This is a genomic window from Citrobacter sp. R56, assembly GCF_016811995.1.
In the GTDB taxonomy this organism is placed as follows: Bacteria; Pseudomonadota; Gammaproteobacteria; order Enterobacterales; family Enterobacteriaceae; genus Citrobacter_D; species Citrobacter_D enshiensis.
Map to the genome: position 1 here is coordinate 4,076,517 of NZ_CP069159.1, position 24,947 is coordinate 4,101,463.

At 54.0% G+C, this 24,947-nt stretch carries 19 protein-coding genes; 6 read left to right on the top strand and 13 right to left on the bottom strand.

The window, feature by feature from the left end; genetic code table 11:
* Positions 1-389 precede the first annotated feature (389 nt).
* Positions 390-2,528, top strand: coding sequence for an anaerobic ribonucleoside-triphosphate reductase (nrdD, locus tag JM656_RS19195; protein ID WP_203359137.1), 2,139 nt, complete (start codon positions 390-392; stop codon positions 2,526-2,528).
* Between the two features lie 220 nt (positions 2,529-2,748).
* The gene (gene nrdG, locus JM656_RS19200) at positions 2,749-3,213 is read left to right on the top strand and encodes an anaerobic ribonucleoside-triphosphate reductase-activating protein (protein ID WP_203359138.1); all 465 of its coding nucleotides are present in this window, start codon (positions 2,749-2,751) and stop codon (positions 3,211-3,213) included.
* A gap of 144 nt (positions 3,214-3,357) precedes the next feature.
* Here the strand turns inward: nrdG and cybC are convergent, their stop codons facing one another.
* Positions 3,358-3,747: a cytochrome b562 gene (cybC, locus tag JM656_RS19205; RefSeq protein ID WP_203359139.1), complete on the bottom strand. Its 390-nt coding sequence runs from the start codon at positions 3,745-3,747 to the stop codon at positions 3,358-3,360.
* Between the two features lie 57 nt (positions 3,748-3,804).
* Positions 3,805-5,157 (bottom strand): metalloprotease PmbA, encoded by a 1,353-nt coding sequence (gene pmbA / locus JM656_RS19210; RefSeq protein ID WP_203359140.1) that lies wholly within the window; start codon positions 5,155-5,157, stop codon positions 3,805-3,807.
* A 96-nt stretch (positions 5,158-5,253) separates the two neighbouring features.
* Between pmbA and yjgA the strand changes: the two genes are divergently transcribed.
* Positions 5,254-5,805: a ribosome biogenesis factor YjgA gene (yjgA, locus tag JM656_RS19215; protein ID WP_203359141.1), complete on the top strand. Its 552-nt coding sequence runs from the start codon at positions 5,254-5,256 to the stop codon at positions 5,803-5,805.
* A 40-nt stretch (positions 5,806-5,845) separates the two neighbouring features.
* On the opposite strand, the gene JM656_RS19220 is transcribed toward yjgA, so the two are convergent.
* The 4 genes from JM656_RS19220 to mpl all read right to left on the bottom strand — a co-directional run bounded on the left by JM656_RS19220 (position 5,846) and on the right by mpl (position 11,275).
* Positions 5,846-6,370, bottom strand: a complete 525-nt coding sequence (locus JM656_RS19220) for a GNAT family N-acetyltransferase (protein ID WP_203361334.1) — start codon at positions 6,368-6,370, stop codon at positions 5,846-5,848.
* Positions 6,371-6,427: 57 nt separating this feature from the next.
* A complete protein-coding gene (locus tag JM656_RS19225; RefSeq protein ID WP_203359142.1) occupies positions 6,428-7,771 on the bottom strand; it encodes an APC family permease in 1,344 nt (447 codons plus the stop codon).
* A gap of 282 nt (positions 7,772-8,053) precedes the next feature.
* Positions 8,054-9,784 carry an amidohydrolase gene (locus tag JM656_RS19230; RefSeq protein ID WP_203359143.1) on the bottom strand — a complete coding sequence of 577 codons (1,731 nt, stop codon included), beginning with the start codon at positions 9,782-9,784 and terminating at the stop codon, positions 8,054-8,056.
* Positions 9,785-9,907: 123 nt separating this feature from the next.
* The gene (gene mpl, locus JM656_RS19235; protein WP_203359144.1) at positions 9,908-11,275 is read right to left on the bottom strand and encodes a UDP-N-acetylmuramate:L-alanyl-gamma-D-glutamyl-meso-diaminopimelate ligase; all 1,368 of its coding nucleotides are present in this window, start codon (positions 11,273-11,275) and stop codon (positions 9,908-9,910) included.
* A 175-nt stretch (positions 11,276-11,450) separates the two neighbouring features.
* Here mpl and fbp point away from each other — a divergent pair, with 175 nt between their 5' ends.
* The gene (fbp, locus tag JM656_RS19240; RefSeq protein WP_192610863.1) at positions 11,451-12,449 is read left to right on the top strand and encodes a class 1 fructose-bisphosphatase; all 999 of its coding nucleotides are present in this window, start codon (positions 11,451-11,453) and stop codon (positions 12,447-12,449) included.
* Between the two features lie 96 nt (positions 12,450-12,545).
* Here fbp and yjfF read toward each other — a convergent pair whose 3' ends face one another.
* From yjfF to ytfQ, 4 genes are all read right to left on the bottom strand, one after another.
* The gene (gene yjfF, locus JM656_RS19245) at positions 12,546-13,538 is read right to left on the bottom strand and encodes a galactofuranose ABC transporter, permease protein YjfF (RefSeq protein WP_203359145.1); all 993 of its coding nucleotides are present in this window, start codon (positions 13,536-13,538) and stop codon (positions 12,546-12,548) included.
* A complete protein-coding gene (gene ytfT / locus JM656_RS19250) occupies positions 13,525-14,547 on the bottom strand; it encodes a galactofuranose ABC transporter, ATP-binding protein YtfT (RefSeq protein WP_203361335.1) in 1,023 nt (340 codons plus the stop codon). Before ytfT ends, yjfF begins: the two co-directional genes overlap by 14 nt.
* A 13-nt stretch (positions 14,548-14,560) precedes the next feature.
* Entirely contained in the window at positions 14,561-16,063 is a 1,503-nt protein-coding gene (gene ytfR, locus JM656_RS19255; RefSeq protein WP_203359146.1) for a galactofuranose ABC transporter, ATP-binding protein YtfR, read from the bottom strand.
* Positions 16,064-16,168: 105 nt separating this feature from the next.
* Positions 16,169-17,125 carry a galactofuranose ABC transporter substrate-binding protein YtfQ gene (gene ytfQ, locus JM656_RS19260; RefSeq protein ID WP_203359147.1) on the bottom strand — a complete coding sequence of 319 codons (957 nt, stop codon included), beginning with the start codon at positions 17,123-17,125 and terminating at the stop codon, positions 16,169-16,171.
* 308 nt (positions 17,126-17,433) lie between these two features.
* On the opposite strand from ytfQ, the gene ppa reads away from it, so the two are divergent.
* Positions 17,434-17,964 (top strand): inorganic diphosphatase, encoded by a 531-nt coding sequence (ppa, locus tag JM656_RS19265; protein ID WP_203359148.1) that lies wholly within the window; start codon positions 17,434-17,436, stop codon positions 17,962-17,964.
* A 102-nt stretch (positions 17,965-18,066) separates the two neighbouring features.
* On the opposite strand, the gene JM656_RS19270 is transcribed toward ppa, so the two are convergent.
* The 3 genes from JM656_RS19270 to tamA are packed head-to-tail and all read right to left on the bottom strand — an operon-like array spanning position 18,067 to position 23,923.
* Positions 18,067-18,411 (bottom strand): gamma-glutamylcyclotransferase, encoded by a 345-nt coding sequence (locus tag JM656_RS19270; protein ID WP_203359149.1) that lies wholly within the window; start codon positions 18,409-18,411, stop codon positions 18,067-18,069.
* A gap of 2 nt (positions 18,412-18,413) precedes the next feature.
* A complete protein-coding gene (gene tamB, locus JM656_RS19275) occupies positions 18,414-22,193 on the bottom strand; it encodes an autotransporter assembly complex protein TamB (protein WP_203359150.1) in 3,780 nt (1,259 codons plus the stop codon).
* A complete protein-coding gene (tamA, locus tag JM656_RS19280; protein ID WP_203359151.1) occupies positions 22,190-23,923 on the bottom strand; it encodes an autotransporter assembly complex protein TamA in 1,734 nt (577 codons plus the stop codon). The genes tamB and tamA overlap by 4 nt, the downstream gene beginning before the upstream one ends.
* A gap of 215 nt (positions 23,924-24,138) precedes the next feature.
* On the opposite strand from tamA, the gene msrA reads away from it, so the two are divergent.
* Complete coding sequence (msrA, locus tag JM656_RS19285) at positions 24,139-24,777, top strand: peptide-methionine (S)-S-oxide reductase MsrA (protein ID WP_203359152.1); 639 nt, start codon at positions 24,139-24,141, stop codon at positions 24,775-24,777.
* Positions 24,778-24,947: the final 170 nt, after the last annotated feature.

Here is a 24,947-nt window from a genome sequence, read left to right on the forward strand (position 1 = left end):
GCTGTGGGGGAGCCTTTCCGGGCAGCGCTGCGTTTGCCTGGATTTACCCTACTGTTTTTGTTGAATAATTAATCAGAATTTTCTGGAAATAATTTACAAAGGCTGTAGTGCCCGTCATCTGTACGCTCTGATTTTTACTTTGTCCTACGTCAATAAAACCGTAAACATCCTTGATGCAAATCACTACATATAGAACTTAAAATGCACGCCGACCCAATATGTTGTATTTATCGTCTACAATTGCAACAACCACAACTGACCGTATAGCGCAGCTGTTGTGGATAAAATGGGTCAGGATTGCGGGAAGTCTTTGGATAGAGAGATGAATAAACCAAGGAATGCTTCCCCAGCCTCTGTGGATAACCTGTTCTTATAAATATGGAGTGATCATGACACCGCATGTGATGAAACGTGATGGCTGTAAAGTGCCGTTTAAATCAGAGCGCATCAAAGAAGCCATTCTGCGTGCAGCTAAAGCAGCGGGAGTCGATGACGCAGATTACTGCGCCACCGTCGCAGAAGTCGTTAGCAACCAGATGAATGAGCGCAGTCAGGTCGATATCAACGACATCCAGACCGCAGTTGAAAACCAACTGATGTCGGGTCCGTACAAGCAACTCGCCCGCGCCTATATCGAGTATCGCCACGATCGCGATATTCAGCGCGAGAAGCGTGGTCGCCTGAACCAGGAGATCCGAGGTCTGGTCGAGCAAACCAACTCCGCACTGCTCAACGAAAACGCCAACAAAGACAGTAAAGTGATCCCGACCCAGCGCGATCTGCTGGCCGGTATCGTGGCTAAGCACTATGCGCGTCAGCATCTGCTGCCACGTGATGTGGTGCAGGCACATGAGCGTGGTGATATTCACTATCACGATCTCGACTACTCCCCGTTCTTCCCGATGTTCAACTGTATGCTGATCGATCTGAAAGGCATGCTGACGCAGGGCTTTAAGATGGGTAACGCGGAGATCGAACCGCCAAAATCCATCTCCACCGCCACAGCGGTCACCGCGCAGATCATCGCCCAGGTTGCCAGCCATATTTACGGCGGCACCACCATTAACCGTATTGATGAAGTACTGGCCCCATTTGTCACCGCCAGCTTCAATAAGCACCGCAAAACCGCTGAAGAGTGGCAAATCCCGGATGCTGACGGCTATGCGCATTCCCGTACCGAGAAAGAGTGCTATGACGCATTCCAGTCCCTGGAATACGAAGTGAACACGCTGCACACCGCCAATGGACAGACGCCGTTCGTGACCTTTGGTTTTGGCCTTGGCACCAGCTGGGAATCTCGTCTGATTCAGCAGTCCATTCTGCGCAACCGTATTGCGGGTCTGGGTAAAAACCGTAAAACCGCTGTATTCCCGAAACTGGTGTTCGCGATTCGCGATGGCCTGAACCACAAATTTGGCGATCCTAATTACGACATCAAACAGCTGGCACTAGAGTGCGCAAGCAAGCGCATGTATCCGGACATCCTGAACTACGATCAGGTGGTGAAAGTCACCGGCTCGTTCAAAACTCCGATGGGTTGCCGCAGTTTCCTCGGCGTCTGGGAAAACGAAAACGGCGAGCAGATCCACGATGGTCGTAACAATCTGGGCGTCATTAGCCTGAACCTGCCGCGTATCGCGCTGGAAGCCCACGGTGATGAAGCAACATTCTGGAAACTGCTGGAGAGCCGTCTGGCGCTGGCGCGTAAAGCGCTGATGACCCGCATCGCCCGTCTTGAAGGGGTTAAAGCACGTGTTGCGCCAATCCTCTATATGGAAGGTGCCTGCGGTGTGCGCCTGAAAGCGGACGATGACGTTTCTGAAATCTTTAAAAATGGCCGTGCGTCCATTTCACTGGGCTATATCGGTATCCATGAAACCATCAATGCCCTGTTTGGTAACGAGCACCTGTACGACAGCGAAGCACTGCGTGCCAAAGGCATCGCCATCGTGGAACGCCTGCGTCAGGCTGTCGATCAGTGGAAAGAAGAAACAGGTTACGGCTTCAGTCTGTACAGCACACCGAGTGAAAACCTGTGTGACCGCTTCTGCCGTCTGGATACCGCCGAGTTTGGCGTGATTGCTGGCGTGACGGACAAAGGCTACTACACCAACAGTTTCCACCTCGACGTCGAGAAAAAGGTCAACCCGTACGACAAGATCGATTTTGAAGCGCCGTACCCGCCGCTGGCGAACGGTGGTTTCATTTGCTATGGCGAATACCCGAACATTCAGCACAACCTGAAAGCGCTGGAAGACGTCTGGGATTACAGCTATCAGCACGTGCCGTATTACGGAACCAACACGCCGATCGACGAATGCTATGAGTGCGGCTTTACCGGTGAGTTTGAGTGCACCAGCAAAGGCTTTACCTGCCCGAAATGCGGCAACCACGATGCCGCGCGCGTCTCGGTTACGCGTCGCGTATGCGGATATTTAGGTAGCCCGGATGCACGTCCGTTTAACGCCGGTAAGCAGGAAGAAGTTAAACGCCGCATTAAACATTTGGGTAACGGGCAGATCGGTTAATCCTCCGTTTGCAATACGTAGATGCCGGATGGCGGTGCAAGCACCTTATCCGGCCTACAACGACCCGGCTTAACGCTTTCACATATTAATACGTTTTTCGCAAAGCAATTGGCGCCAGGACAAGGCGGCAAACGAATGAATCCCGGGAGCTTACATTAAGTAAGTGACCCGGGTGAGTGAGAGCAGCCACCGCAGTAATGGCGTCAATTGAGAAGCGAAAATGCATTATCACCAATATTATCCTGTAGATATCGTTAACGGTCCTGGAACCCGCTGCACTCTGTTTGTTTCAGGCTGCGTCCATGAGTGCCCCGGTTGCTACAACAAAAGCACCTGGCGCGTGAACTCAGGGATGCCGTTCACCGCAGAAATGGCCGACCGGATTATCGCCGACCTTAATGACACGCGCGTCAAACGACAGGGCATTTCGCTCTCCGGCGGTGACCCGTTGCATCCACAAAACGTACCGGAAATTCTCAAGCTGGTAAAACGTATCCACGCGGAGTGCCCGGGTAAAGATATCTGGGTGTGGACTGGCTATAAGCTCGATGAACTCGACGCCGCACAAAGGGAGGTTGTAGACCTTATCAACGTGTTGGTTGACGGTAAGTTTGTGCAGGATTTAAAAGACCCGGCGCTTATCTGGCGCGGTAGCAGTAATCAGGTTGTGCATCACCTGCGTTAATCCTGAAAGCCGTTTATCCACATCGTGGTAAACGGCGGTTCTTTCTCTTACCCATTGCGACTATCCGTACCGTTATTTGAGAAGGAAGGTAACGGAATAATCGTTCAGCGGGAGAACAGATTTCCCCCGCCCGAGATAAAGCGATTAACGAAACTTCTTATGGTTCTCGTTGCGCGTGGTTTTCAACGCTTCTGCCGCCGCTTTCGCCTCTGTAACTTTGCCTTCATTCGCCAGCTTAAGCGCACCGTCGATCTGACCGACCAGCGTCTCTAAGCCTTGACGGAAATCTTTCATTTCCGGGCTGTCAGGGGATTTGTTTTCCAGTTTCGGTGGAGTGGCCTTTTGGGCGTCCACTGCGGCGGCACGCATTTTAGTTAACGCATCTTTCAATTCCGTTGCGTTATCCGTTTTCTCGACCACTTTCAAATTATCGTTGAGGATCCCCATATCATCTTCAAGATCGGCCGCAAACACATTGGCCGAGCTCAGCACGAGAGATGACACAGCCAGCATCGCTAACAGGTTTTTACGCATTGCTCACTTCCTTTTTATTATTGAAGTTTATGGCGCGGCAGGTCGCGCCATTTGAGACTACTGCCCGGCGATTTTCATCTCCGGTAACAGCACTGAACCACACTGTATATTGCTACGCATTTCAATATCATCACCGACGGTCACAATATTGCGCCACATCTCTTTTAAGTTACCGGCAATGGTTATCTCGCTCACCGGGTACTGAATTTCACCGTTTTCGACCCAGAAGCCCGCCGCACCGCGGGAATAGTCGCCGGTAATGCCGCTCACGCCTTGTCCCATCAGCTCAGTAACCACCAGACCCGTTCCCATCTGTTTAAGCATCTGCTCAAAACTCAGGCCCTGTCCGGCAATACGCCAGTTGTGAATGCCGCCCGCATGCCCGGTGCTTTTCAGCCCTAATTTACGCGCAGAATAGTTGGTCAGCAGCCACTGGGTCAGTACGCCATCTTTAACGATATCGCGACGCTCCGTACGCACGCCTTCACCGTCGAACGGTGAAGAGGCCAGCCCTTTCAGCAGATGCGGATGCTCTTCGATGGTCAACCACTCTGGCAGGATCTGTTTGCCCAGCGAGTCGAGCAGGAAAGTGGACTTGCGATACACCGAGCCACCCGCAATGGCGCCAACCAGATGGCCAAACAGCCCGGTCGCTACTTCATTAGCAAAAATCACTGGCGCTTTCATGGTGGACAGTTTGCGCGGCGACAGGCGAGACAGGGTGCGGCGAGCACAGTCTGCACCGACCCATTCCGGCGTTTGCAGATCGCTCATCGCGCGGCCAATGGTGTAGGCATAATCGCGCTCCATTTCGCCATTCTCTTCCGCGATAACACAGCTTGAAAGCGAATGACGGGTGGAGCAATAGCCCTGCAACATACCGTGGCTGTTGCCGAACACTTTAATGCCGTAGTGGCTGTTAAAGCTGCCGCCTTCGGTATTGGTGATGCGTTTATCCGCCTGCAGGGAAGCCTGTTCGGCGCGCGCCGCCAGCTCAATGGCTTCATCCGGGGAGACGTCAGCGGGATGGAACAGATCGAGGTCCGGCGCGTCAAAGGCCAGCAGTTCTTTGTCTGCCACGCCTGCACACGGATCCGGCGACGTATAGCGGGCAATATCCAGCGCCGCCTGAACGGTACGCGCAATTGCCTGCGGGCTTAAATCGGTGGATGACGCGCTGCCTTTACGGTTCTGGTGATACACGGTGATGCCCAGAGCGCCATCACTATTGAATTCTACGTTCTCCACTTCACCATAACGGGTGCTCACACTGATACCGGTAGTCTTACTGACGGCGACTTCCGCACCATCCGATTTGCCTGACGCTAACTCCAGCGCTGTCGATACCGCTTCTTCCAGAATCTTACGCTGCGCTTCAACTTGTGAGATTACTTTCATCGCAAATGCCATAATGTAGAGAGAGTTTCTCTGAAGTCTAACAGAGAACCGTTTTTCAGTGCGCATCTTAACTGGTAACATTAGCCTCTTTTTTTAAAGGAGCCTGACATGACTAAGCAGCCCGAAGACTGGCTCGACGACGTTCCCGGTGATGACATCGAAGACGAAGACGATGAAATTATCTGGGTCAGTAAAAGTGAAATTAAACGTGACGCCGAGGAGTTAAAACGCCTGGGTGTGGAACTGGTGGAATTAGGGAAAAACGCGCTGGATAAAATCCCGCTCGATGCGGACCTGCGTGCAGCCATTGAACTGGCCCAGCGTATTAAAATGGAAGGCCGCCGCCGTCAGTTGCAGTTGATTGGTAAAATGTTGCGTCAGCGCGACGTGGATCCGATCCGCCAGGCACTGGATAAGCTGAAGAATCGCCACAACCAACAGGTCGTGCTGTTTCACAAGCTTGAGCAACTGCGCGATCGTCTGATCGTTGAAGGGGATGAGGCAGTAGCGGAAGTGCTGAACCTGTGGCCAAACGCCGACCGTCAGCAACTTCGCTCTCTGGTTCGCAACGCCCAAAAAGAGAAAGAAGGCAACAAGCCGCCGAAGTCGGCCCGTTTGATCTTCCAGTATCTGCGTGAACTGGCGGAAAACGAAGCGTAATTCCGTCCTGGATGCCTCAGCAACGCTGGGGCATTATTTCTTAGAGCGCCATGACGCGCTGGCATAAATCCGCATTGAAGCGTTCATAGTGCACTGCATCTATCGGCTTCGGATAACTCAGCACAATTAACGCATGCGCGGCCACGCCTGGATGATACGCCGGATGCGTGTGCGGCCATGGATTCGCAAAAAATCCCATCGATTCGTAAAACCGCAACCGTTTTTCGGCGATGTCCGTCGTCAGGGGATCAATCTCCAGAATCGTCATTGGCGAGCGCGCAAGAATGTGCCCGAGTATGATTTTGCCATACCCCTGCGAGCGCAATGCTCCGTCAATCGCCAGATGTTCAACGTAAACGTAGTCGTCAAAGGTCCAGCATCCGCTCAGGCCAACAAACAACTCCTCTTCAAACCACCCTTCCAGGGCGTAATGCGGACTGGCAATCGCCTGTTGCTTCGCGTGCATCTCCCGCTGTTCGTGCCAGGGGAAAGCCGTAGCGTACAGCGCGTCCAGACTCTGAAAGAGCGTCGATTCTGTTGATGTTACTTTTTTACAGGTCAGCATATCAGGTGATAAAAAAGTGAATGACAACCCGCGCACCGGCGTGCGCGGGAGAGAGAATTACTCAATCAGGTGAGCGATTTCATCATAATCGACTGACGGCGGCGACTGGCGCAAACCACGCGTCATGTACAGCAGCCAGGCAAACCCGACCGCCAGCCACACAAGGCCCACTTTTAACGCATCCGGTGCCAGGTTCGTCCACAGCCACACCGACATCCCTACGCCCAGTAACGGCAGCAGACCATAGTGAAACAGCGCGGCGACGCCACGGCGTTGTTCGTTGATCAGGAAGTGTTTGATGACGCTGAGATTCACAAAGGTAAACGCGACGAGCGCCCCGAAACTGATCATCGAGACGACAAGATCCAGGCTCAACTCCAGCGCCGTCAGGGATACCAGCGCCACAAAAATAATCGCCCGATACGGCGTATGGAAACGCTTATGCAGATGGAAAAAGATTTTTCTCGGCAAAACGCCTTCACGTCCCATGGCATAGAAGATACGCGATACGCCGGTCTGCGCCGTCATCGCAGAGGCATAAACGCCGGTCAGGTAAGCCGCCATAAAGAAGTTGTACATCCATTTGCCACCCACTTTTTCCGACACCACCAGGCTTGCGGTATCCTGAACCGGGATCAGCGATTGCCAGTCCGGGTAGATCAAATGCGCGGCATACGACACGGCAATAAAGATGACGCCCGCCAGGAGGACGGTAATGATAATGGCGCGAGGTAACGTCCGTTTCGCATCATCGGCCTCTTCCGCCATTGTTGCGATAGCGTCAAACCCCAAAAATGCCAGGCAAAGCACCGCTGCACCGGCCAGTAATCCGCCCAGATGCCCGCTGTCGACTAACAGAGGACGCAACAGCGCATCAGGACTCAAATCGGCCTGGCTAAAAGAAAGCGCGATAAACAGTACGATAAAAATTAACTGTGCCGCGATTAATGTGAAATTAACGGATGTCATCAGTCGTACGCCAAGAATATTCAGCAGACTGACCGATATAATAGATGCCAGAACAAAGACAGGAGCCGGGATCGCCGGGAATGCTTCGTGCAGGAAGATGCCTAAAACAAGATAATTCAGAATTGGCAGGAATAAATAATCCAGAATCTGCGCCCATCCCACTAAGAATCCCATTCTGCCGCCAAAACTGCGCTGAACATAGGAATAAGCAGAACCTGCCAGCGGCAGCGCGCTGGTCATACGACAGTAACTCAACGCAGTAAACAGAATCGTCGCAATGGTCACGAGATAGGCGACGGGCAAATGCCCTTCACTGAGGACAGTCACCTGTCCGTAGGTGGTAAATACTCCCAGCGGAACCATATACGCCAGACCAAATGCGACCAGGGCCGGTGTTTTAAGCACTCTTCGTAGCTGATGTTTTTGTGGCATTCCCGTATCATCTCCTGGCGCTGTTAAAAGGCACCGTTGAAAGGTTTATTTATAATAAAAAAAAGACCGCGAATTTTTACATATGGGTAGGATTTTGAAAAGCATAATAAGCGTTCTATTCATATAAAATTATTTACATTAATTTTATTAATTTATTTCATATGTAAAGCTGTAGAACGCCGAAAACAAAATGGATTCGACGGTATTTATTCTGTTTAAATACAATTCTATAAATAGATAAGCCTGTTTCCGTAACAGAAACAGGCTGTTTATTTCACACTATCAGGCGTCCTGCCAAACCACGTTGCCACCGACGACCGTACGCAGTACGCGCGTTTTAAATAAGGTTTCGGGAGGATTGCTGAAGATATCGTCTTTCAGGACAATCAGATCGGCCAGCTTGCCCGGTTCGAGAGAGCCGACCTCATCGTCACGGGCAATCATGTAGGCCGCATCGATCGTGGCGGAGCGCAACACTTCGGTCAGGGTTAAATTGCGGTCATTATCAAGACGTGGCCCCGCAGGGTTCCCTTCGGCATCCCACGCCCGGCGCGTCATAGCGATTTGCAGGTTATACCACTCATCAAGGCGGTCGATTGGCCAGTCACTGCCATACGCCAGACGCGCGCCAGCATCAAGGAATCGCCCTTGCGGTTCAAGATGCGGGAATCGCTCTTCACCCAGCATGGCGCGCTCTTCATCAATCAACACCGCCGGTAATCCCGCCCACTGATAGGAGAGTACCGCCGTGACATCCAGTTCAGCAAAACGGGCATACTGATGCGCCGCCGCAAGTTCATTGTGCGCAAGACCCGGACGGACATCTTTTTGCGGCCAGGCCTGACGCATCTCCTGCAACGCATCAAGCGCCATCTCTATCGCCCCTTCCGCCACCGTATGCATATGCGGGTGAACACCGGTACGTCCGCACTCTTTAACCAGCGCATTAAATACCTCGGGGGTGAAGTAGAGATCGCCATAGTCTTCTGTCGGCTGCCAGTCAGGGTGTGCGTGCGTCCCTCTGTTTTTACGGTAGGGCTGAAGCAGCGATGCAGTCATGGTCGGGGGCTGGAGCACGCCATCGACAAAGAACTTCACATGGCTGACGCCAAAACCAGGCGCGGGCTGCCACACCGGATCATTCCAGCGTTGGTTAAAGGCGACCAGTTCATCCAGCGCGCGGGCGGCATCCTGCGGACCGGCAACGCTGTCCGGCGTAATTTCACGTGCGCCGCACATCCGAAGGGTCAACTCGCCGCTATCACGCAACACGGCGAACGCCTTCAGCTGCTCTTCGTAAACCCGGGTATCCATGACCGTGGTCACGCCCTGCTGATTCAGTACCCTTTGAACGTGCCGGGCAATCAGAACGCACTGTTCCGGCGTACCGGTTGGAATGCTGTCGAAAGCGCGCATGGCTGGCGCATCTTCCAGAATACCGTTTAAACGCCCTTCTTCATCCCGGCCGATTTTGCCATCCGCCGGAACCGGGGTCTCTTCGGTGATGCCCAGCATCTCCAGCGCACGACTGTTGGCTGCCAGCGTATGGCAGTCATTGGAAAATAGCACCACCGGGCGGCGCGTGTTCAGCGTATCCAGCGATTGACGACACATGTCGGCACCCGCCGGGATCATCGCCTGACGCTGCCACGCACGCACGGATAGCCAGTCGTCTTCTTCCTTCAGCGGATCCTCATCCAGGTGCTGCTGGAGAAGGGCCAGCGTCTCTTCTACAGTCAACGCCGCATAATTCAGGTTACAGCCGCGAAGCTGCTTGCCCCCCCAGAATGGATGCATATGACTATCGATAAGTCCTGGCAGCACGACCCTTTTTTCAAGGTCGATCACTTCCGTTTGTGCACCCGCCAGCGCCAGCAGTTTATGACTGCTGCCGACAGCGGTGATATAGCCTTGTTTGATGGCGATAGCTTCACAAAATCGATCGGACTTATCTGCCGTATAAATTTTACCGTTATGGTAAATCACATCGGGATTCAGGGAGTCAGGCATCATGAAGGGTGTTCCGGGATCCGTTATTCATCGTAAAACGAGTAAAAAAAGCCTTCGCAGCCAGGGCGAAGGAATAAAAAAGGCCAGCAGGATTACGCTGGCCATTATGACATTACATTCGGTCGATCACTGCTGCGCTTTCGCCGCGAGTTTGTCTAACAGTTTTTGATGGATCCCACCGAATCCACCGTTGCTCATCACCAGAATATGGTCGCCTGGCTGGGCGGTTTTCACCACCATATCCGCTAATGTCTCCACATCGGCATGCCAGTGCGCAGGCTGTACACACGCTTCTGCGACTTCCGCGACCTGCCACGGAATATGTTGCGGTTGCAGCAAGAACACTTCATCCGCGCGTCCTAACGCCGGTGCCAGATCGTCTTTGCAGACCCCCATCTTCATGGTGTTCGAGCGAGGTTCCAGTACGGCGATGATCCGCGCAGTGCCGCCCACTTTACCGCGCAGAGCAGCAAGGGTCGCGAGAATGGCCGTTGGATGATGCGCAAAATCATCATATACCGTCACGCCATTGGCCTGTCCGCGCAGTTCCAGACGGCGGCGCGCATTGACAAACGATCCCAGCGCGTTAGCAGCGTCAACCGGCAGCACGCCCACGTGACGTGCGGCGGCAATCGCCATCAGTCCGTTATGCATGTTGTGTTCGCCAACCAGCGCCCACTTCACTTCACCCACTTTCTCACCGTCCAGCCACACTTCCCACTCAGACGCTTCGGTGTTCAGTTTTTTCGCCTGCCAGTGGCCCTGCTCGCCGACCAGTTCCTGTTCACTCCAGCATCCCATCGCCATCGTCTGCTTCAGGTTGATGTCGTTTTCAGGCCAGATGATCTTCCCTTGTCCCGGGACGATACGGACCAGATGGTGGAACTGTTTCTGGATCGCTTTCAGGTCGTCAAAGATATCCGCGTGATCAAACTCAAGGTTATTAAGGATCAGCGTACGCGGGCAGTAGTGAACGAACTTGGAGCGTTTGTCGAAGAACGCGCAGTCGTACTCGTCAGCCTCGATGACGAAGAATTCGCTCTCGCCGAGGCGAGCGGAGACGTCAAAGTTGCCCGGCACACCGCCAATCACAAACCCCGGTTTGTAACCGCAGACTTCCAGAATCCAGGTCGCCATCCCCGCCGTGGTGGTTTTGCCGTGCGTCCCCGCAACTGCCAGCACCCAGCGATCGCGCAGAACAAAGTCATGCAGCCACTGTGGGCCAGACATGAAGGGAATGTTTTTTTCCAGCACCGCTTCAACGCATGGATTACCACGGGTCATCGCATTGCCGATAATGACCAGATCCGGCTGTGAGTCGAGCTGGCTGGCATCATATCCCTGAATCAGAGAGATGCCCTGATTCTCAAGTAAGGTACTCATCGGCGGATACACATTGGCGTCCGAACCCGTTACTTCATGACCGAGCGAGCGCGCCAGCATCGCCAGACCGCCCATGAAAGTGCCACAAATTCCCAAAATATGAATGCGCATACGTCACTGTCCTTTTTTAATCTGGGGGCCATTTTACGCACATGTTATGCGACTGAGAAATGTATTTCAGGCGATTCCGTAGTTTGCTGGCGCGATTCACCTAAGCGCGGCACCACGAATATTTGTTAAGATTGCCTCGGTCGCTTTACTCCACATTGATTGCAGGGAAAGTGTTATGAAAACGTTAGGTGAATTTATTGTCGAAAAGCAGCACGAGTTTTCTCATGCTACGGGTGAACTCACTGCTTTGCTGTCGGCGATAAAACTGGGCGCCAAGATCATCCACCGCGATATCAACAAGGCCGGACTGGTCGATATCCTGGGTGCCAGCGGTGCTGAGAACGTACAGGGCGAAGTTCAACAAAAACTCGACCTGTTTGCGAACGAAAAACTGAAAGCTGCACTGAAGGCGCGTGATATTGTTGCTGGTATCGCCTCTGAAGAAGAAGATGAGATTGTCGTCTTTGAAGGGTGTGAACACGCGAAGTATGTTGTCCTGATGGATCCCCTGGATGGCTCTTCCAACATCGATGTGAACGTCTCTGTCGGCACAATTTTCTCCATTTACCGCCGTGTTACGCCTGTTGGCACCCCGGTTACCGAAGAAGATTTCCTGCAACCCGGCAACAAGCAGGTGGCTGCGGGTTACGTCGTTTACGGTTCCTCAACCATGCTGGTCTACACCACCGGTTGCGGCGTACATGCCTTCACCTACGATCCTTCTCTCGGCGTTTTCTGCCTCAGCCAGGAGCGTATGCGCTTCCCGGCAAAAGGAAGCACCTATTCCATTAACGAAGGCAACTACATTCGTTTCCCGATGGGCGTGAAGAAATACATCAAGTTCTGCCAGGAAGAAGACAAGCCAACACAGCGCCCGTACACCTCGCGCTACATTGGTTCTCTGGTGGCGGATTTCCATCGTAACCTGCTCAAAGGCGGGATCTACCTCTACCCAAGCACCGCCAGCCACCCGGACGGGAAACTGCGCCTGCTGTACGAATGCAATCCAATGGCGTTCCTGGCTGAACAAGCTGGCGGCAAAGCCAGTGACGGCAAAGAGCGCATTCTGGATATCACCCCGGAAAGCCTGCACCAGCGTCGTTCGTTCTTCGTGGGTAACAACCATATGGTGGAAGACGTCGAACGCTTTATCCGCGAGTACCCGGACGCGTAATCCCTGTCGTTGAAAAGGCCCGATAGCGCTTCGCTTATCGGGCCTGTCTCTGATGTCGTACGGTAGGTCGGGTAAGCGTTAGCGCCACCCGACACGTTATGGCTTCGTCGCTACGCGCGTCACCACCGCATTCTGCCGATTCTCCCACAACACCGTCAGCGCTCGTTGTAACGCAATAAAAATAAACAACAAAATGCCGATGGCGATTTTCGTCCACCAGGAACTGAGCGTACCGTCAAAGTTAATGTAGGTCTGAATCAGCCCCTGGATTGCCACACCAAAGAGTGTGCCTAACACCGTCCCCACTCCGCCACTCAACAGCGTGCCGCCTATCACCACCGAAGCGATGGCATCCAGCTCGACGCCAACACCCGCCAGCGCGTAACCGGCCTGGGTATAGAGAGAGAACACAATACCGGCGAGCGTCGCCAGCCCGGTCGAGAGCATATAGATGCGAATGGTCGTGCTGCGCGTTGAAATGCCCATCAGGTTCGCCGAAATCGCACTCCCGCCAATGGCGTAAACCTGATTGCCAAACCGCGTACGATGAGCCAGAAAAATCCCCATCACCACCACTGCCAGCATCAGCAGCCCCATCGCGCTCAGACGACCGCCCCCGGGGATTTTCCACGCCAGGCTCGAGAGCGTGTCATACACGGGATGGTTGATCGGAATCGACTCTTCAGAAACCAGATAGCTGACGCCGCGCAGGAAGAACATCCCCGCGAGGGTAATGATAAACGCCGGGATCTTCAGCGCATCAATCAACAGTCCCATGAATGCCCCAAACCCACAGCCCATCGCCAGCACCAGCGGAAACGCCAACAGCGGCGAAATTCCCCAGTCACCGATCGCTTTCGCCAGGAACACACCGGTGAAGGCGATCACCGACCCGACGGAGAGATCGATCCCGCCGGAGAGGATCACAAAGGTCATCCCGACGGCGATAATCCCTAAGAACGCGTTATCGGTCAGGATGTTGCAGATAACTCGCGTGGAGGCGAAACCGGGAAACTGCGTCAGGCACCAGAGATAACCCAGCACAAAGACCCCGAGGGTGATCATTAACGGCAAATTACGTTTTATCATGACCACGCACTCCTTTTATTACGCTGATAAAGCGCTGAGACTGCACAATCAGCACACACAGTACGACGACGGCTTTAACGACCTGATTCATCTCTGGCGGAAAACCGGACAGTAAAATTCCGGTATTCATCCCCTGGATAATCAACGCGCCTATCACCGAAAGCAGCAGATTAAACCGCCCTCCCATCAGCGACCCGCCGCCAATCACCACCGCCAGAATGGCGTCCAGCTCCAGCCATAATCCGGCGTTATTGGCGTCTGCTCCGCGAATGTCTGCGGTGACAATGATCCCGGCGATGGCGGCGCACACGCCGCTCAGAACATAGGTGAGCATGACGATGACTCGCGTGTTTACCCCGGCATTTTTGGCTGCCCGGATGTTGATCCCTACGGCTTCAATAAACATCCCCAGCGCCGTTTTGCGGGTCAACAGCCAGAACAGCACCAGCGTACACACGGCGATAATGACTGGCGTCGGTAACAGCAACAGCGAGCCGCTGCCAAACCACGAGAGATTCGGCGCGTTGAAGGTCACGATCTGTCCGGAGGTAATCAATTGCGCGACTCCGCGCCCGGCGACCATCAGGATCAGCGTCGCGACAAACGGCTGAATTTTCAGGATCGCCACCAGAATGCCGTTCCACAACCCTGCGAGAACCCCCGTTCCCAGCGCAGCAAGCAGAACGACAGGTAAACCGTGCCCGGCGACCGTCATGGCGGCAGTGGTCGCCCCAGCTATCGCCATCACTGCCCCGACAGAAAGATCGATCCCCCCGGTGGCAATCACCAGCGTCATACCGATCGCGAGCAGCGCCACAGGCGCGGCGCGGTTCAGAATATCAATCGGGCTACCGAAGAGACGCCCATCCTGCAATATCACCTGCCAGAAGTGCGGCGCCACAACACTATCCACCAGCAGCACCAACGCTAACGCCACCAGTTGCGGCATCCCCGTCGACCAGCGAAAGCGCTTTTTCGGCGGGGTAGACTGAGGGAGAGATTGAGGCATCACGATTACCTCCTTAGGCCGCAATGGCGTTCATGATCGCCGGTACGGACAGTTCCGCCAGCGGGATCTCCGCCACGTGTTTGCGATCGCGCATGATAATCACGCGATCCGCATATCCCACTAGCTCTTCCAGTTCGGACGAAATCACCAACAACGCCAGACCGTCTGCGCACAGCGTTTCGATCAGGCGGATGATCTCCGCATGGGCGCCAACGTCGATACCGCGCGTGGGTTCATCGAGGATCAGGAACTGCGGTTTGGTCAGTAGCCAGCGTGACAACAGCACTTTTTGCTGATTGCCACCGGAAAGAAATTCAATCGGTTGATCGGCGCTCGGGGTACGAATACCCAACTGGCGAATAAAGCGTTCGGCAATGTCATTTTGCTCTTTGCGGGGAATCGGTCGTAACCAGCCACGCTGCGCCTGCAACGCCAGAACAATATTTTCCCGTACGCTGGCGGCAGCAATAATGCCATCCGTTTTCCTGTCCTCCGGGCAGAAGCCGATTCCCAGACACGATGCCTGGTGCGGCGAGCGTAGCGTTTGCAGTTTGCCTTTGAACATCGCGCTGCCGCTGTCTGCGGGTTTGATCCCGAAGATCACCTCTGCGGTTTCCGTACGCCCTGATCCTAAAAGCCCCGCCAGGCCGACGATCTCTCCCGGGCGAACTTCCAGATCAAAGGGTGAGATGGTCCCTTTTTTGCCATAGTTTTTGAATGCCGCCACCGGTTTGTCACTTAACAGGGTTCTGCCTGCGCGCTGCAAGGCATGGGTATCTAACTCACGCCCCAGCATCATTTTCACCAGTTCGATCTGCGGGAGTTCGCGCGTTTCACGGCAGCCGACAAAGCTGCCATTGCGCAGTACGGTGATCCGATCGCTGACCTGATACACCTGATCGAGAAAATGCGTCACAAAAATCAGGCTGACGCCGCGATCGCGCAGATGGCGCATTAGCCCAAACAGCATGTCGACTTCCTGGGTATCCAGACTGGCGGTCGGTTCGTCGAGGATCAGCACCTTCGCGGAAAGATCAATGGCCCGACAAATCGCCACGATTTGCTGCATCGCCACTGAAAAGCGGTTGAGCGGCTCGCGCACATCAAGGGAAAATCCGTAAGAGGCCATTAGTTCGGTGGCGCGCCTCTCCATCTCTTTGCGCCGCAACAGGCCAAAACGGCGAGGCTCACGTCCGATAAACAGGTTGTCCGCCACCGACATGTTCGGCAACAGATTCACTTCCTGATAGACCGTACCGATACCCAGCTGTTGAGCATGGGCCGTATTTTTAGGCGAGATAGTCTGACCTTCCAGCCAGATAGTGCCACGTTCCGCATGGTACACACCGGTCAACGCCTTGATCAGCGTCGATTTCCCCGCGCCGTTTTCGCCCAGAAGCGCCATAATTTCGCCGCGACGCAGACTAAAATCGACATTATCCAGCGCTTTGACGCCGGGAAAAAATTTGCTTAATCCCTCTGTACGGAGGATTTCCTGATGTTGTTCGATAGTCATGGTTCCTCCTACATTAAGCCGGATGGCGCTGCGCTTATCCGGCCTACAAAGAGCTTCAGTAGGCCGGATAAGCGCAGCGCCACCCGGCATTAACCCTTTGCAGGATCAGTAACCCATCTTTTTCTTCTTCTCTAACTCTTCTTTGGCGGTATCCGGCAGGTAGAGGACCGATTTGGTCAGGGTCAGCTTCTCAGGCATGGTGCCGTCTTTCTTATATTTCTCCAGCGCGTCAAAAGCGGGCCCCGCCATGTTCGGCGTCAGCTCCACGCTGGCGTTCGCTTCTCCGTCCATCATCGCTTTAAAGATATCCGGAACCCCGTCGATAGAGCCGGTAAGGATATCTTTGCCTGGCTTCAGACCGGCTTCTTTAATCGCCTGAATCGCGCCGATCACCATGTCATCGTTATGGGCGTAGACCATGCAGATGTTCTTGCCGTTGTTTTCCGCCTTGATAAAGCTTTCCATCACCTCTTTACCTTTACTGCGGGTAAAGTCGCCAGACTGCGAGCGAATGATTTTGATGTTTGGCGCTTTGGCGATGGCTTCCGCAAACCCTTTCTTACGATCTATCGCCACGCTGGCACCGACCGTCCCCTGCAGCTCCACCACGTTACATGGCTTACCATTCACCTCTTTAATCAGCCAGTCGCCAATCAGTTGCCCTTCCAGCACGTTGTTGGCGGTCACGGTGGTCATATAGAGAGATTTGTCTTTGACATCAATGGAACGATCGAGCAAGAACACGGGGATCCCGGCATCTTTGACTTCTTTCAACACCGGTTCCCAACCCGTTGCCACCACCGGCGCGATGAAAATAGCATCCGCGCCCTGGGCCACAAATGAGCGCACCGCTTTAATTTGGTTTTCCTGTTTTTGCTGACCGTCGGCGATTTTTAACGTAACGCCGCGTTTCTGAGCTTCACTTTTCGCCACGTTTGTTTCAGCGGCGCGCCAGCCAGACTCAGAGCCGACCTGCGAAAATCCTACGGTTAAAGGGGCTGCCATCGCCATAGACGACATAGCTGCCGAAACTGCGGTAACTAAAAGTAAGCGCTTCCACATAAGTGCGTCCTCGTCGGGTGAGTTATCGTTGATTAACAAACAGTCGCGGAAAAACTATAGACAATGGAACATGTAACGAATTGCGTTACATCACACTTCAAAAAAGTAAATAAAACGTTAATCACAAGTTTGTAATCGCTTCCATTCGCTTATGAAAAATGCAGCTGTTGTTATGGATTTTTCTGTCATGTAAACGCGCTAAAAACAGCGGGGGATCATGGATGGAAACGAAAACAAGCGAAGACTTTCGCCACGAGTTGGCTATAATACTTGCCACTTGTTTGCCATACATTTTAAAGGAAACAGACATGAGCTTACTCAACGTCCCAGCGGGTAAAGACCTGCCTGAAGATATCTACGTTGTTATCGAGATCCCGGCAAATGCCGATCCGATCAAATACGAAATTGACAAAGAGAGCGGCGCACTGTTCGTTGACCGTTTCATGTCTACCGCGATGTTCTATCCGTGCAACTACGGTTACATCAACCACACCCTGTCCCTGGACGGTGATCCGGTAGACGTTCTGGTCCCGACTCCGTACCCGCTGCAGCCGGGTTCTGTCATTCGTTGCCGTCCAGTTGGCGTTCTGAAAATGACCGACGAAGCCGGTGAAGATGCGAAACTGGTTGCAGTGCCGCACACCAAGCTGAGCAAAGAATACGATCACATCAAAGATGTGAACGATCTGCCGGAACTGCTGAAAGCCCAAATCACTCACTTCTTCGAGCACTACAAAGACCTCGAAAAAGGCAAGTGGGTTAAAGTTGACGGTTGGGACAACGCAGAAGCAGCGAAAGCTGAAATCGTGGCCTCCTTCGAGCGCGCTGCGAAGAAGTAATTCTTACCGCGAATTAAAAAACACTGCTTCGGCGGTGTTTTTTTATGCTTGCAGAAGCAGTACGCGAAAAAAACAACGCCACCCGAAGGTGGCGTGTTCATCTTAGTACTGGTCTTTATCTAACCAGTTGCCGCTTTCAATCAACGTTAAACCGTCAACCGAACGTTGGTACACATACATCCATGCACTCCCGTACGGCGTCTGGATCAACTGGCGTGCGTATTCACCGCCCCTGGTGCGCAAGGCATCAAGCTCGGCCAGCGTAGCATTATCAATACGATAAACTTCACCGTGTACCGTCCCGTTTCCCGGAACTGCGCCTGGATAGTGGCCCAGACTGTACAACTGGTAGTTATCGATACTGTAGTTGCCCAGCAACTGGGCGTTGGTCATCCAGTGGCTGTTGCCCTGTTTGCGTCGTAAACTGCCGTAGACAAATATTCGCATTGCTAAAACTCGAACTGATAGAGCAAATCCAGTGCCTGATCTACGCCAGACACCGCTTCCAGATATAGCTTGGGCATCAGACGATAACGTAGCGTGAGTGTCGCTAAAGAGTCAAATATACCCACACCATATTTCACCTGTAGACCTGGCAGTACATACCCGCTGACCACCACCTGGGATGAGTCGCCTACCCCTTGCGTGTCCAGTGCCAGATTGCTTACGCCAAACGTCTCCCCGATTTTACCCACAACCTGACCACTTTGTGCAACCCCCAGACCAATAAGCATCGATGTCATCGCCGCACTGTCGCTTTGATCGCTGTCCAGCCCCTGGCCGCGCAACAGATAAGAGAGCGCTTGCTGTTGGGACATCGCCGGGTCAGAGAAGATCTCCGCCTTCGGTTCATCAGCCGTTCCGGTAACACGTACACCGGCGATCACATCGTTTTCGGTGGCCTCCGGATTACGGATGGCTTCGATGTTGAGCAGCGGCTGATCTGGAGGACCCGAGAACAACAGCTCGCCTTTACGCACAATCAAATCCTGACCATAGGCATGGAAGCGGCCTTCCGGAATGTTGATCTGCCCGTTCAGCCCCAGACCTTGCTTGTCCTGCGCGACTTTCAGATCGCCAGTCAGACGCGCTTTCAGCCCAAACGCACTCATACGAACGTTATTACCGACATGGATAGTCAGGTTGCTGTTGATCGGAATTGCGGTGCTCTGCGGCTTCTCGGGCTGCAGGTTATTGTTAAGCATCACCTCATCGCTGGAGACGCCCACCGCACTTTCCGGTAGATCATGCACGACAATACGCGCCCACGGCACATCCACCCGACCATCGAGGGTGAACAGACTCGGCGTCGCCTCAAACACCACATCCGGCGAGACATCGAGGCGCACCATCGGCGGTACGGTGATCCGCACCCGACTGCCTTTCGCCGCGACACGCGCACGCCAGTTGTCGATCTGGCTCCAGTCCGCATCGCCGCTCAGGTTAATTTGCCCCTGATGGGTACTCACCACCCCGGCGAGCGTGGAACGTGTGCCGTTGAAGTTCATCGAAAGCTGGCTCGGCTGCATATCAAACGGCATAAAGTTGCCATCGACATCCAGACCACTGAGCTGCAATCGACCAAACATCTGCGGGCTTTGCACATCGCCGCCTAACCGCAGGTTGGCATTCAACATTCCCGCCGCTTTCTCACCCCGCGAGAAAATGGGGTTCACCATCGCCAGGTTGAAATTGCGGATATTGACGTTGCCGCCAAGATTGCGTCGGCCTTGTGGGTCAGTCACCTGCAGTTGCCCATCTAACTGACCGTTGTTGGTCAGTCGAATCAACCAGCCCAGTTCCGCGCGATTGTTGTGGAGATCGGCAGTCAGGTTCAGCGTTTCAAAAGCCACCGGCAGCGGCGCATCGTTGACGGTTTGCGTCACCTTCACATTACGGCCGTTGAGCGTAATCTGCCCCTGAGGTAACCCTTCTTTGGTGGTGTCCCAGGCCACGTCGGCCTTGCCGCTAAATACGCCGCTGGCCTGCGTGGCATCCGGCATAAACGGTTTCAGCATCGCGAGGTCAAAACGGTTAAGGTTGACCACTGCCCGCCCTTCTGCGCCTGCATCAATGGTTTGCGGTACGCACAGTTCAGCATTCGGGTTCGTCCAGCAGTGTGGCCCAATACTGATCTTTTGTTCCTGATTGCGGTAATCCAGCGCGATGGCGCGGTTCAGAGACCACGGGCCAACCGGCGTCTGAAAACGAGTATTGCTGAGAGCGCCTTTCCAGCGTTCTTCCTTGCGGTCGAAGCTTCCCGCCAGATCAAGCTGCCCGGAAACCGGCTCACCCTGAATCCGCAGTTGCAGTTCATGTTGCTTTTCACTGCCTTTGGCATTCAGCGTCACAAGATTGATATTGACGTCAGGCTGCACGATTCGCTCAACGCGAACATTGAGGTTTCCGGCAATCTGGTCGGTGGATTTGACGTCGCCTTCCACACGAACCTGCGCCACCGAAAGCTCCTGCCAGCGCAGACCGCGTGCTGTGATATCCGCCAGCAGTTGCGGCGCGTCAACCGTACCGCGTATTTTCACTAGCCCTTTTGCCGTCCCACCCAGCCCCGGCAGCGCATTGTCGAGCCCTGGTGCGTCGATGGCGGCGTCAAGATTGAGATCTTTTACCCCCAGCTCGCCTTTCACATCCGCACTGTTTGGTCCCAGTTCCAGATGCAGCCCCGGAATAATCCACTGCAGGTAGCTGTTGCCCTTCAGTGAACCATTCACGTTAAGTTTGTTCTGCTTCACGTTGCCGGTCAGTTTGAGCTCCGGCACTTCCATCTGCCAGGTTCCGCCGTACAAGCTCCCCCGGGTTTTAATCAACCCATTGATCGTCGAAGGCCAGTCGGGGATCTCTTTTGCCGTATTGATGCCATCCAGCGTCAGTTCACCGCGCCAGCTGATCGCCTTCTGCCAGTCTAGCAGCGCCTTCAGTTCGGTTTTGCCTTCCAGCGCCGCAACGGTAAGTTTATCGAGATTGATCTGCTGCTCGTTGCCTTTCGCATCCAGGGTAATGGTGGCCGGAGGAAGATCCTGCCCCTTCACCGCCGTACGCATCGACAGCGTATAGTCGGTCATCTTGCCGGTGAGCTTGAGTTTAAGATCGTCTGCCTGAAACTGCTTGTCGCCGGTAAATGGCCAGGAGAGTTGCTGGCTAACGATCTCCAGATTCAGCGGTAATCCCGCTTCCCCCAGACGCGTCTGGCCACGCAGAACCATATCGACCGGACCAGAAAGATTAACGCCAAGCTCGAGTTGCTCGCGCAGCGCGCCGCCCACTTTCAGCTTCACCTTTTCGCCTTTGAGCGGGTCGATATTCAGCGTGCTGTTAAGGGTGAAGTCTACCGGCCAGGTGTCGCTCAGTTGCGCGCTGCCGGTGGCATTGACGCTCCCCTGGCTGGAGTCGATATCCAGCGCATCCAGCTTCATGTTGCCATCGATACTGCTCACCTTCAGCAGCAGAGTGTGTACCGTCAGATCGGTATCACCGGTAATACGCAGCTGCTCGCCGCGAAATTCTTCGATGTTAAGATTGAGCGGCAAATGCACATCGGTCATTTCCGGCAGCACAGGTCTGGAGAAGAGATCTTTTAGCGTCTCGCCCAGCGGTTTTTCATTTGGCTGCGGGTTTTGGATCTTCGGCTCAACCACCTCTTCCTTCGCGACTTCCACCACCTTTGGCAAGGCGATGAGCAGTCCCTGGAGCGATGTCGGCTTCAGGGTCAGGGTTTTCTCCTGCCAGTTCAGGCCGGAGGTGAAATCCAGTACCGAGACCGTCGTGTCATCAATTTTGAGATTGATGTTATTGAGCGCCACGTGTGAAAGCGTGATCGGATAAGGCGTGGAAAGGTTCAGCGGGCCGCTGTCCTCTTCTTCTACCGCCGCTTCAGACGGCGGCATTTTTTTACTGTCGATGGCAACGCGAATGTCTTTCAGCGACAGATCGTTAACGCACAGGCTGCTGTTCCACAGACAGTCGAGTTTGACGGCCAGATGCACCTCGCCAGCATTGACCGCCACGCCGGGTTGATCATAGCGCAGGTTCTTCAGCGACAAATCACGCCAGCCTCCCGTGACCTGACCGATCTCCAGCCCTGGCACCCAACGATTCGCCGCATTGAAGATCAGATGCAGCCCCGTTGTGGTCCCCACCAGAAACGCCACTGTTCCCAACAGCAGCAGAATAAAAATCAGTACGCCGAGGCTTATTTTCTTCCATAGACTCATAATTCTGGCCCCAGACCGATGTAAAACTGCATACCATTTTCTTCTTTATCGCCGACGGGAGCGGCGATATCGAGCTTGATTGGCCCGACAGGAGATTGCCAGCGTACGCCCACGCCAGCGCCCGTTTTGAAGTCGCTTTTGCGAATATCGCTGACCGCTTCGCCGCTATCCACGAACACCGCCCCCCACCATTTTCCGGTAACGTTGTACTGGTACTCCAGCGAGCCGGTCACCAGCTTCGAGGCCCCTTTCAGATCGCCGTTGCTGTATTCTGGCGAGATAGATTTGTATTTATAGCCGCGAATACTGCGGTCGCCCCCGGCGAAGAAACGCAGATCCGGCGGCACTTTGTCAAAGTCGCCGGTTTCGATCCAACCGAAATTACCACGCGTCACAAAACGATGGCGATCGTACAGGGTGCGTATCCAGACGTTTTGCGCCTGAAAGACCGAGAAATCGACGTCGGAGCCCCAGGCCGTATTCGAATAATCAATAGAATAGCGCTGCGAATCCCCCCACGTCGGCATCAGACCGCCGCGTGAGCGCGTCCGGCTTATCATCACCCCAGGATAAAGCAGCATGGTGGTGTCAGTGACTTCCCCTTGGGTAAAGTGGTCAAGACTCCAGCGCAGATTGATGGCACGCTGCCAGCCGCTGGAAAGATCCCAATAGCGGGAGACGGCGAGCGTGGTGGAGTCTGATTCGGTATCGTTGAGATCCGTGCGCTTAAAGCCGCCCTGAACCAGATAATATTGCTCCAGCGGGTTCTTCAGCAGCGGCATTTTATAACTGAAATCAAGCACCTGTTCCGGCGCCGAAATACTGGTACTGGTCGTCAGGCTGTGGCCGTAAGAGTTCATCCACGGTTTTTTCCACGTGGCTTTCACGCGCGGTCCAACGTCGGTCGAATAGCCCACACCGGTTTCGATGGTGTTTTCTACGCGCGGTGACACAACGCCTTTCAGCGGCAGGACTTTCGTTTTGCGGGCCTTATCGAACTCAGGGGCGACAACCACGGAGTTAAACCATCCGGTGGCTGAGAGGCGGCGGTTCAGCTCCGCCAGATCTTTCGACTGGTACTCATCGCCCTCTTTGAACGGCACCAGATGTTGCAGATATTCGTCACGAATCTGCGAACCTTCAAACGTGACATGCCCGAAGCGGTAACGTTCACCGCTATCATAGTCGATGTCCCAGAATGCCTGATGGCGATCCAGCGCAATGCCCAACTGGCTCTTTTTAAATTCGCTGTCAAAATACCCTTTACGCAGCGCAACGCTGGTTAACGACTTTTTGAAGTTGTCATAGTCACTGTGATCCAGCACGGTTCCCAGTGCCGGCCGCGTTTTCAGCAAGGCCAGATAATCTTTATCAGTCCGTGCACCACCGCGTAAAATGACCTCAGTACCGCCAATCAACACCGGCTGACCCGGCGTGACTTTGGCAATCAATACCTGACGCCCTTTCGCCGGAGGTGGACGTAAATCAAATTCAATGGTCGGCTCGTAATAGCCCAGCGCTTTTAACCCTTCGCGGATAGCATCATCAACGCGCGCGCGAAAACGCCGGTCTGGCGTGACTTCATCACCCTGAATCGTCGACAGTTGAGCACGGACGTTTTTTTCCAGCGCTCCCGACAAACCTTCAACCTGTAGACGGACATTCGCGGCGGCGGCAGAGCCACTCAAGCATAGCAAACCGACCCAGCATAACTGACGGATATGTGGCACATTTTCTCCTGAATATCCTTTTTTTCCTGACCCTGGAAAAAGAACACTACACCATCCAATGGTTTAACAAAAATTCAACAATCGAGGTTGAAAAACAGACGACAACCCAAATATTTCTTATGTTTACTTTAGACACATTCACAGTAGTTATTGTGTGCAAAGAAGCGTCTTGTTACAACCTTAAACCAAATGACAGTTTTTGGGAGGACCGCACCATGAGCATATTTGATAAAAAGCATCTGGTTACTCAAACAGATGCATTACCCGGACGCAATACCCCGATGCCGGTAGCCACTCTGCATGCGGTAAACGAACACTCCATGACAAATGTGCCCGAAGGGATGGAAATTGCCCTTTTTGCTATGGGCTGCTTTTGGGGCGTTGAGCGTTTATTCTGGCAATTGCCGGGGGTATATAGCACGGCGGCGGGGTATACCGGCGGCTATACGCCAAATCCCACCTACCGGGAAGTCTGCTCCGGGCAAACCGGTCACGCCGAAGCCGTTCGTGTGGTCTACGATCCCCAGGTTATCCGCTATGAGCAGTTGTTACAGGTGTTCTGGGAGAATCACGACCCGGCGCAGGGTATGCGTCAGGGCAACGATCAGGGGACACAGTACCGTTCCGCTATCTATCCGCTCACGCCGGAACAGGACGCCGCCGCCCACGCCAGTCTTGAACGCTTTCAGGCGGCGATGGCCGCAGCAAATGACAATCGCCACATCACTACCGAGATTAGCCACGCCACCCCGTTCTACTACGCCGAGGATGACCACCAGCAGTATCTGCACAAGAATCCGTACGGCTACTGCGGCATTGGCGGAATTGGCGTATGTCTGCCGCCTGATGCGTGATGTTGTGAGCAGACAGGCGTTTTGACAGCCCCTTGCCACGCCTGATGCCGCGACGCGTATCTGGCCTCCGGGAGTGTCGAAATCGGACCCTCTGGCGGCATTACAGTACCTTACGCTATACTAGCGACTGAAATTACCGGCTCACTTCCTTCGGGCCGGTTTTCAATGTG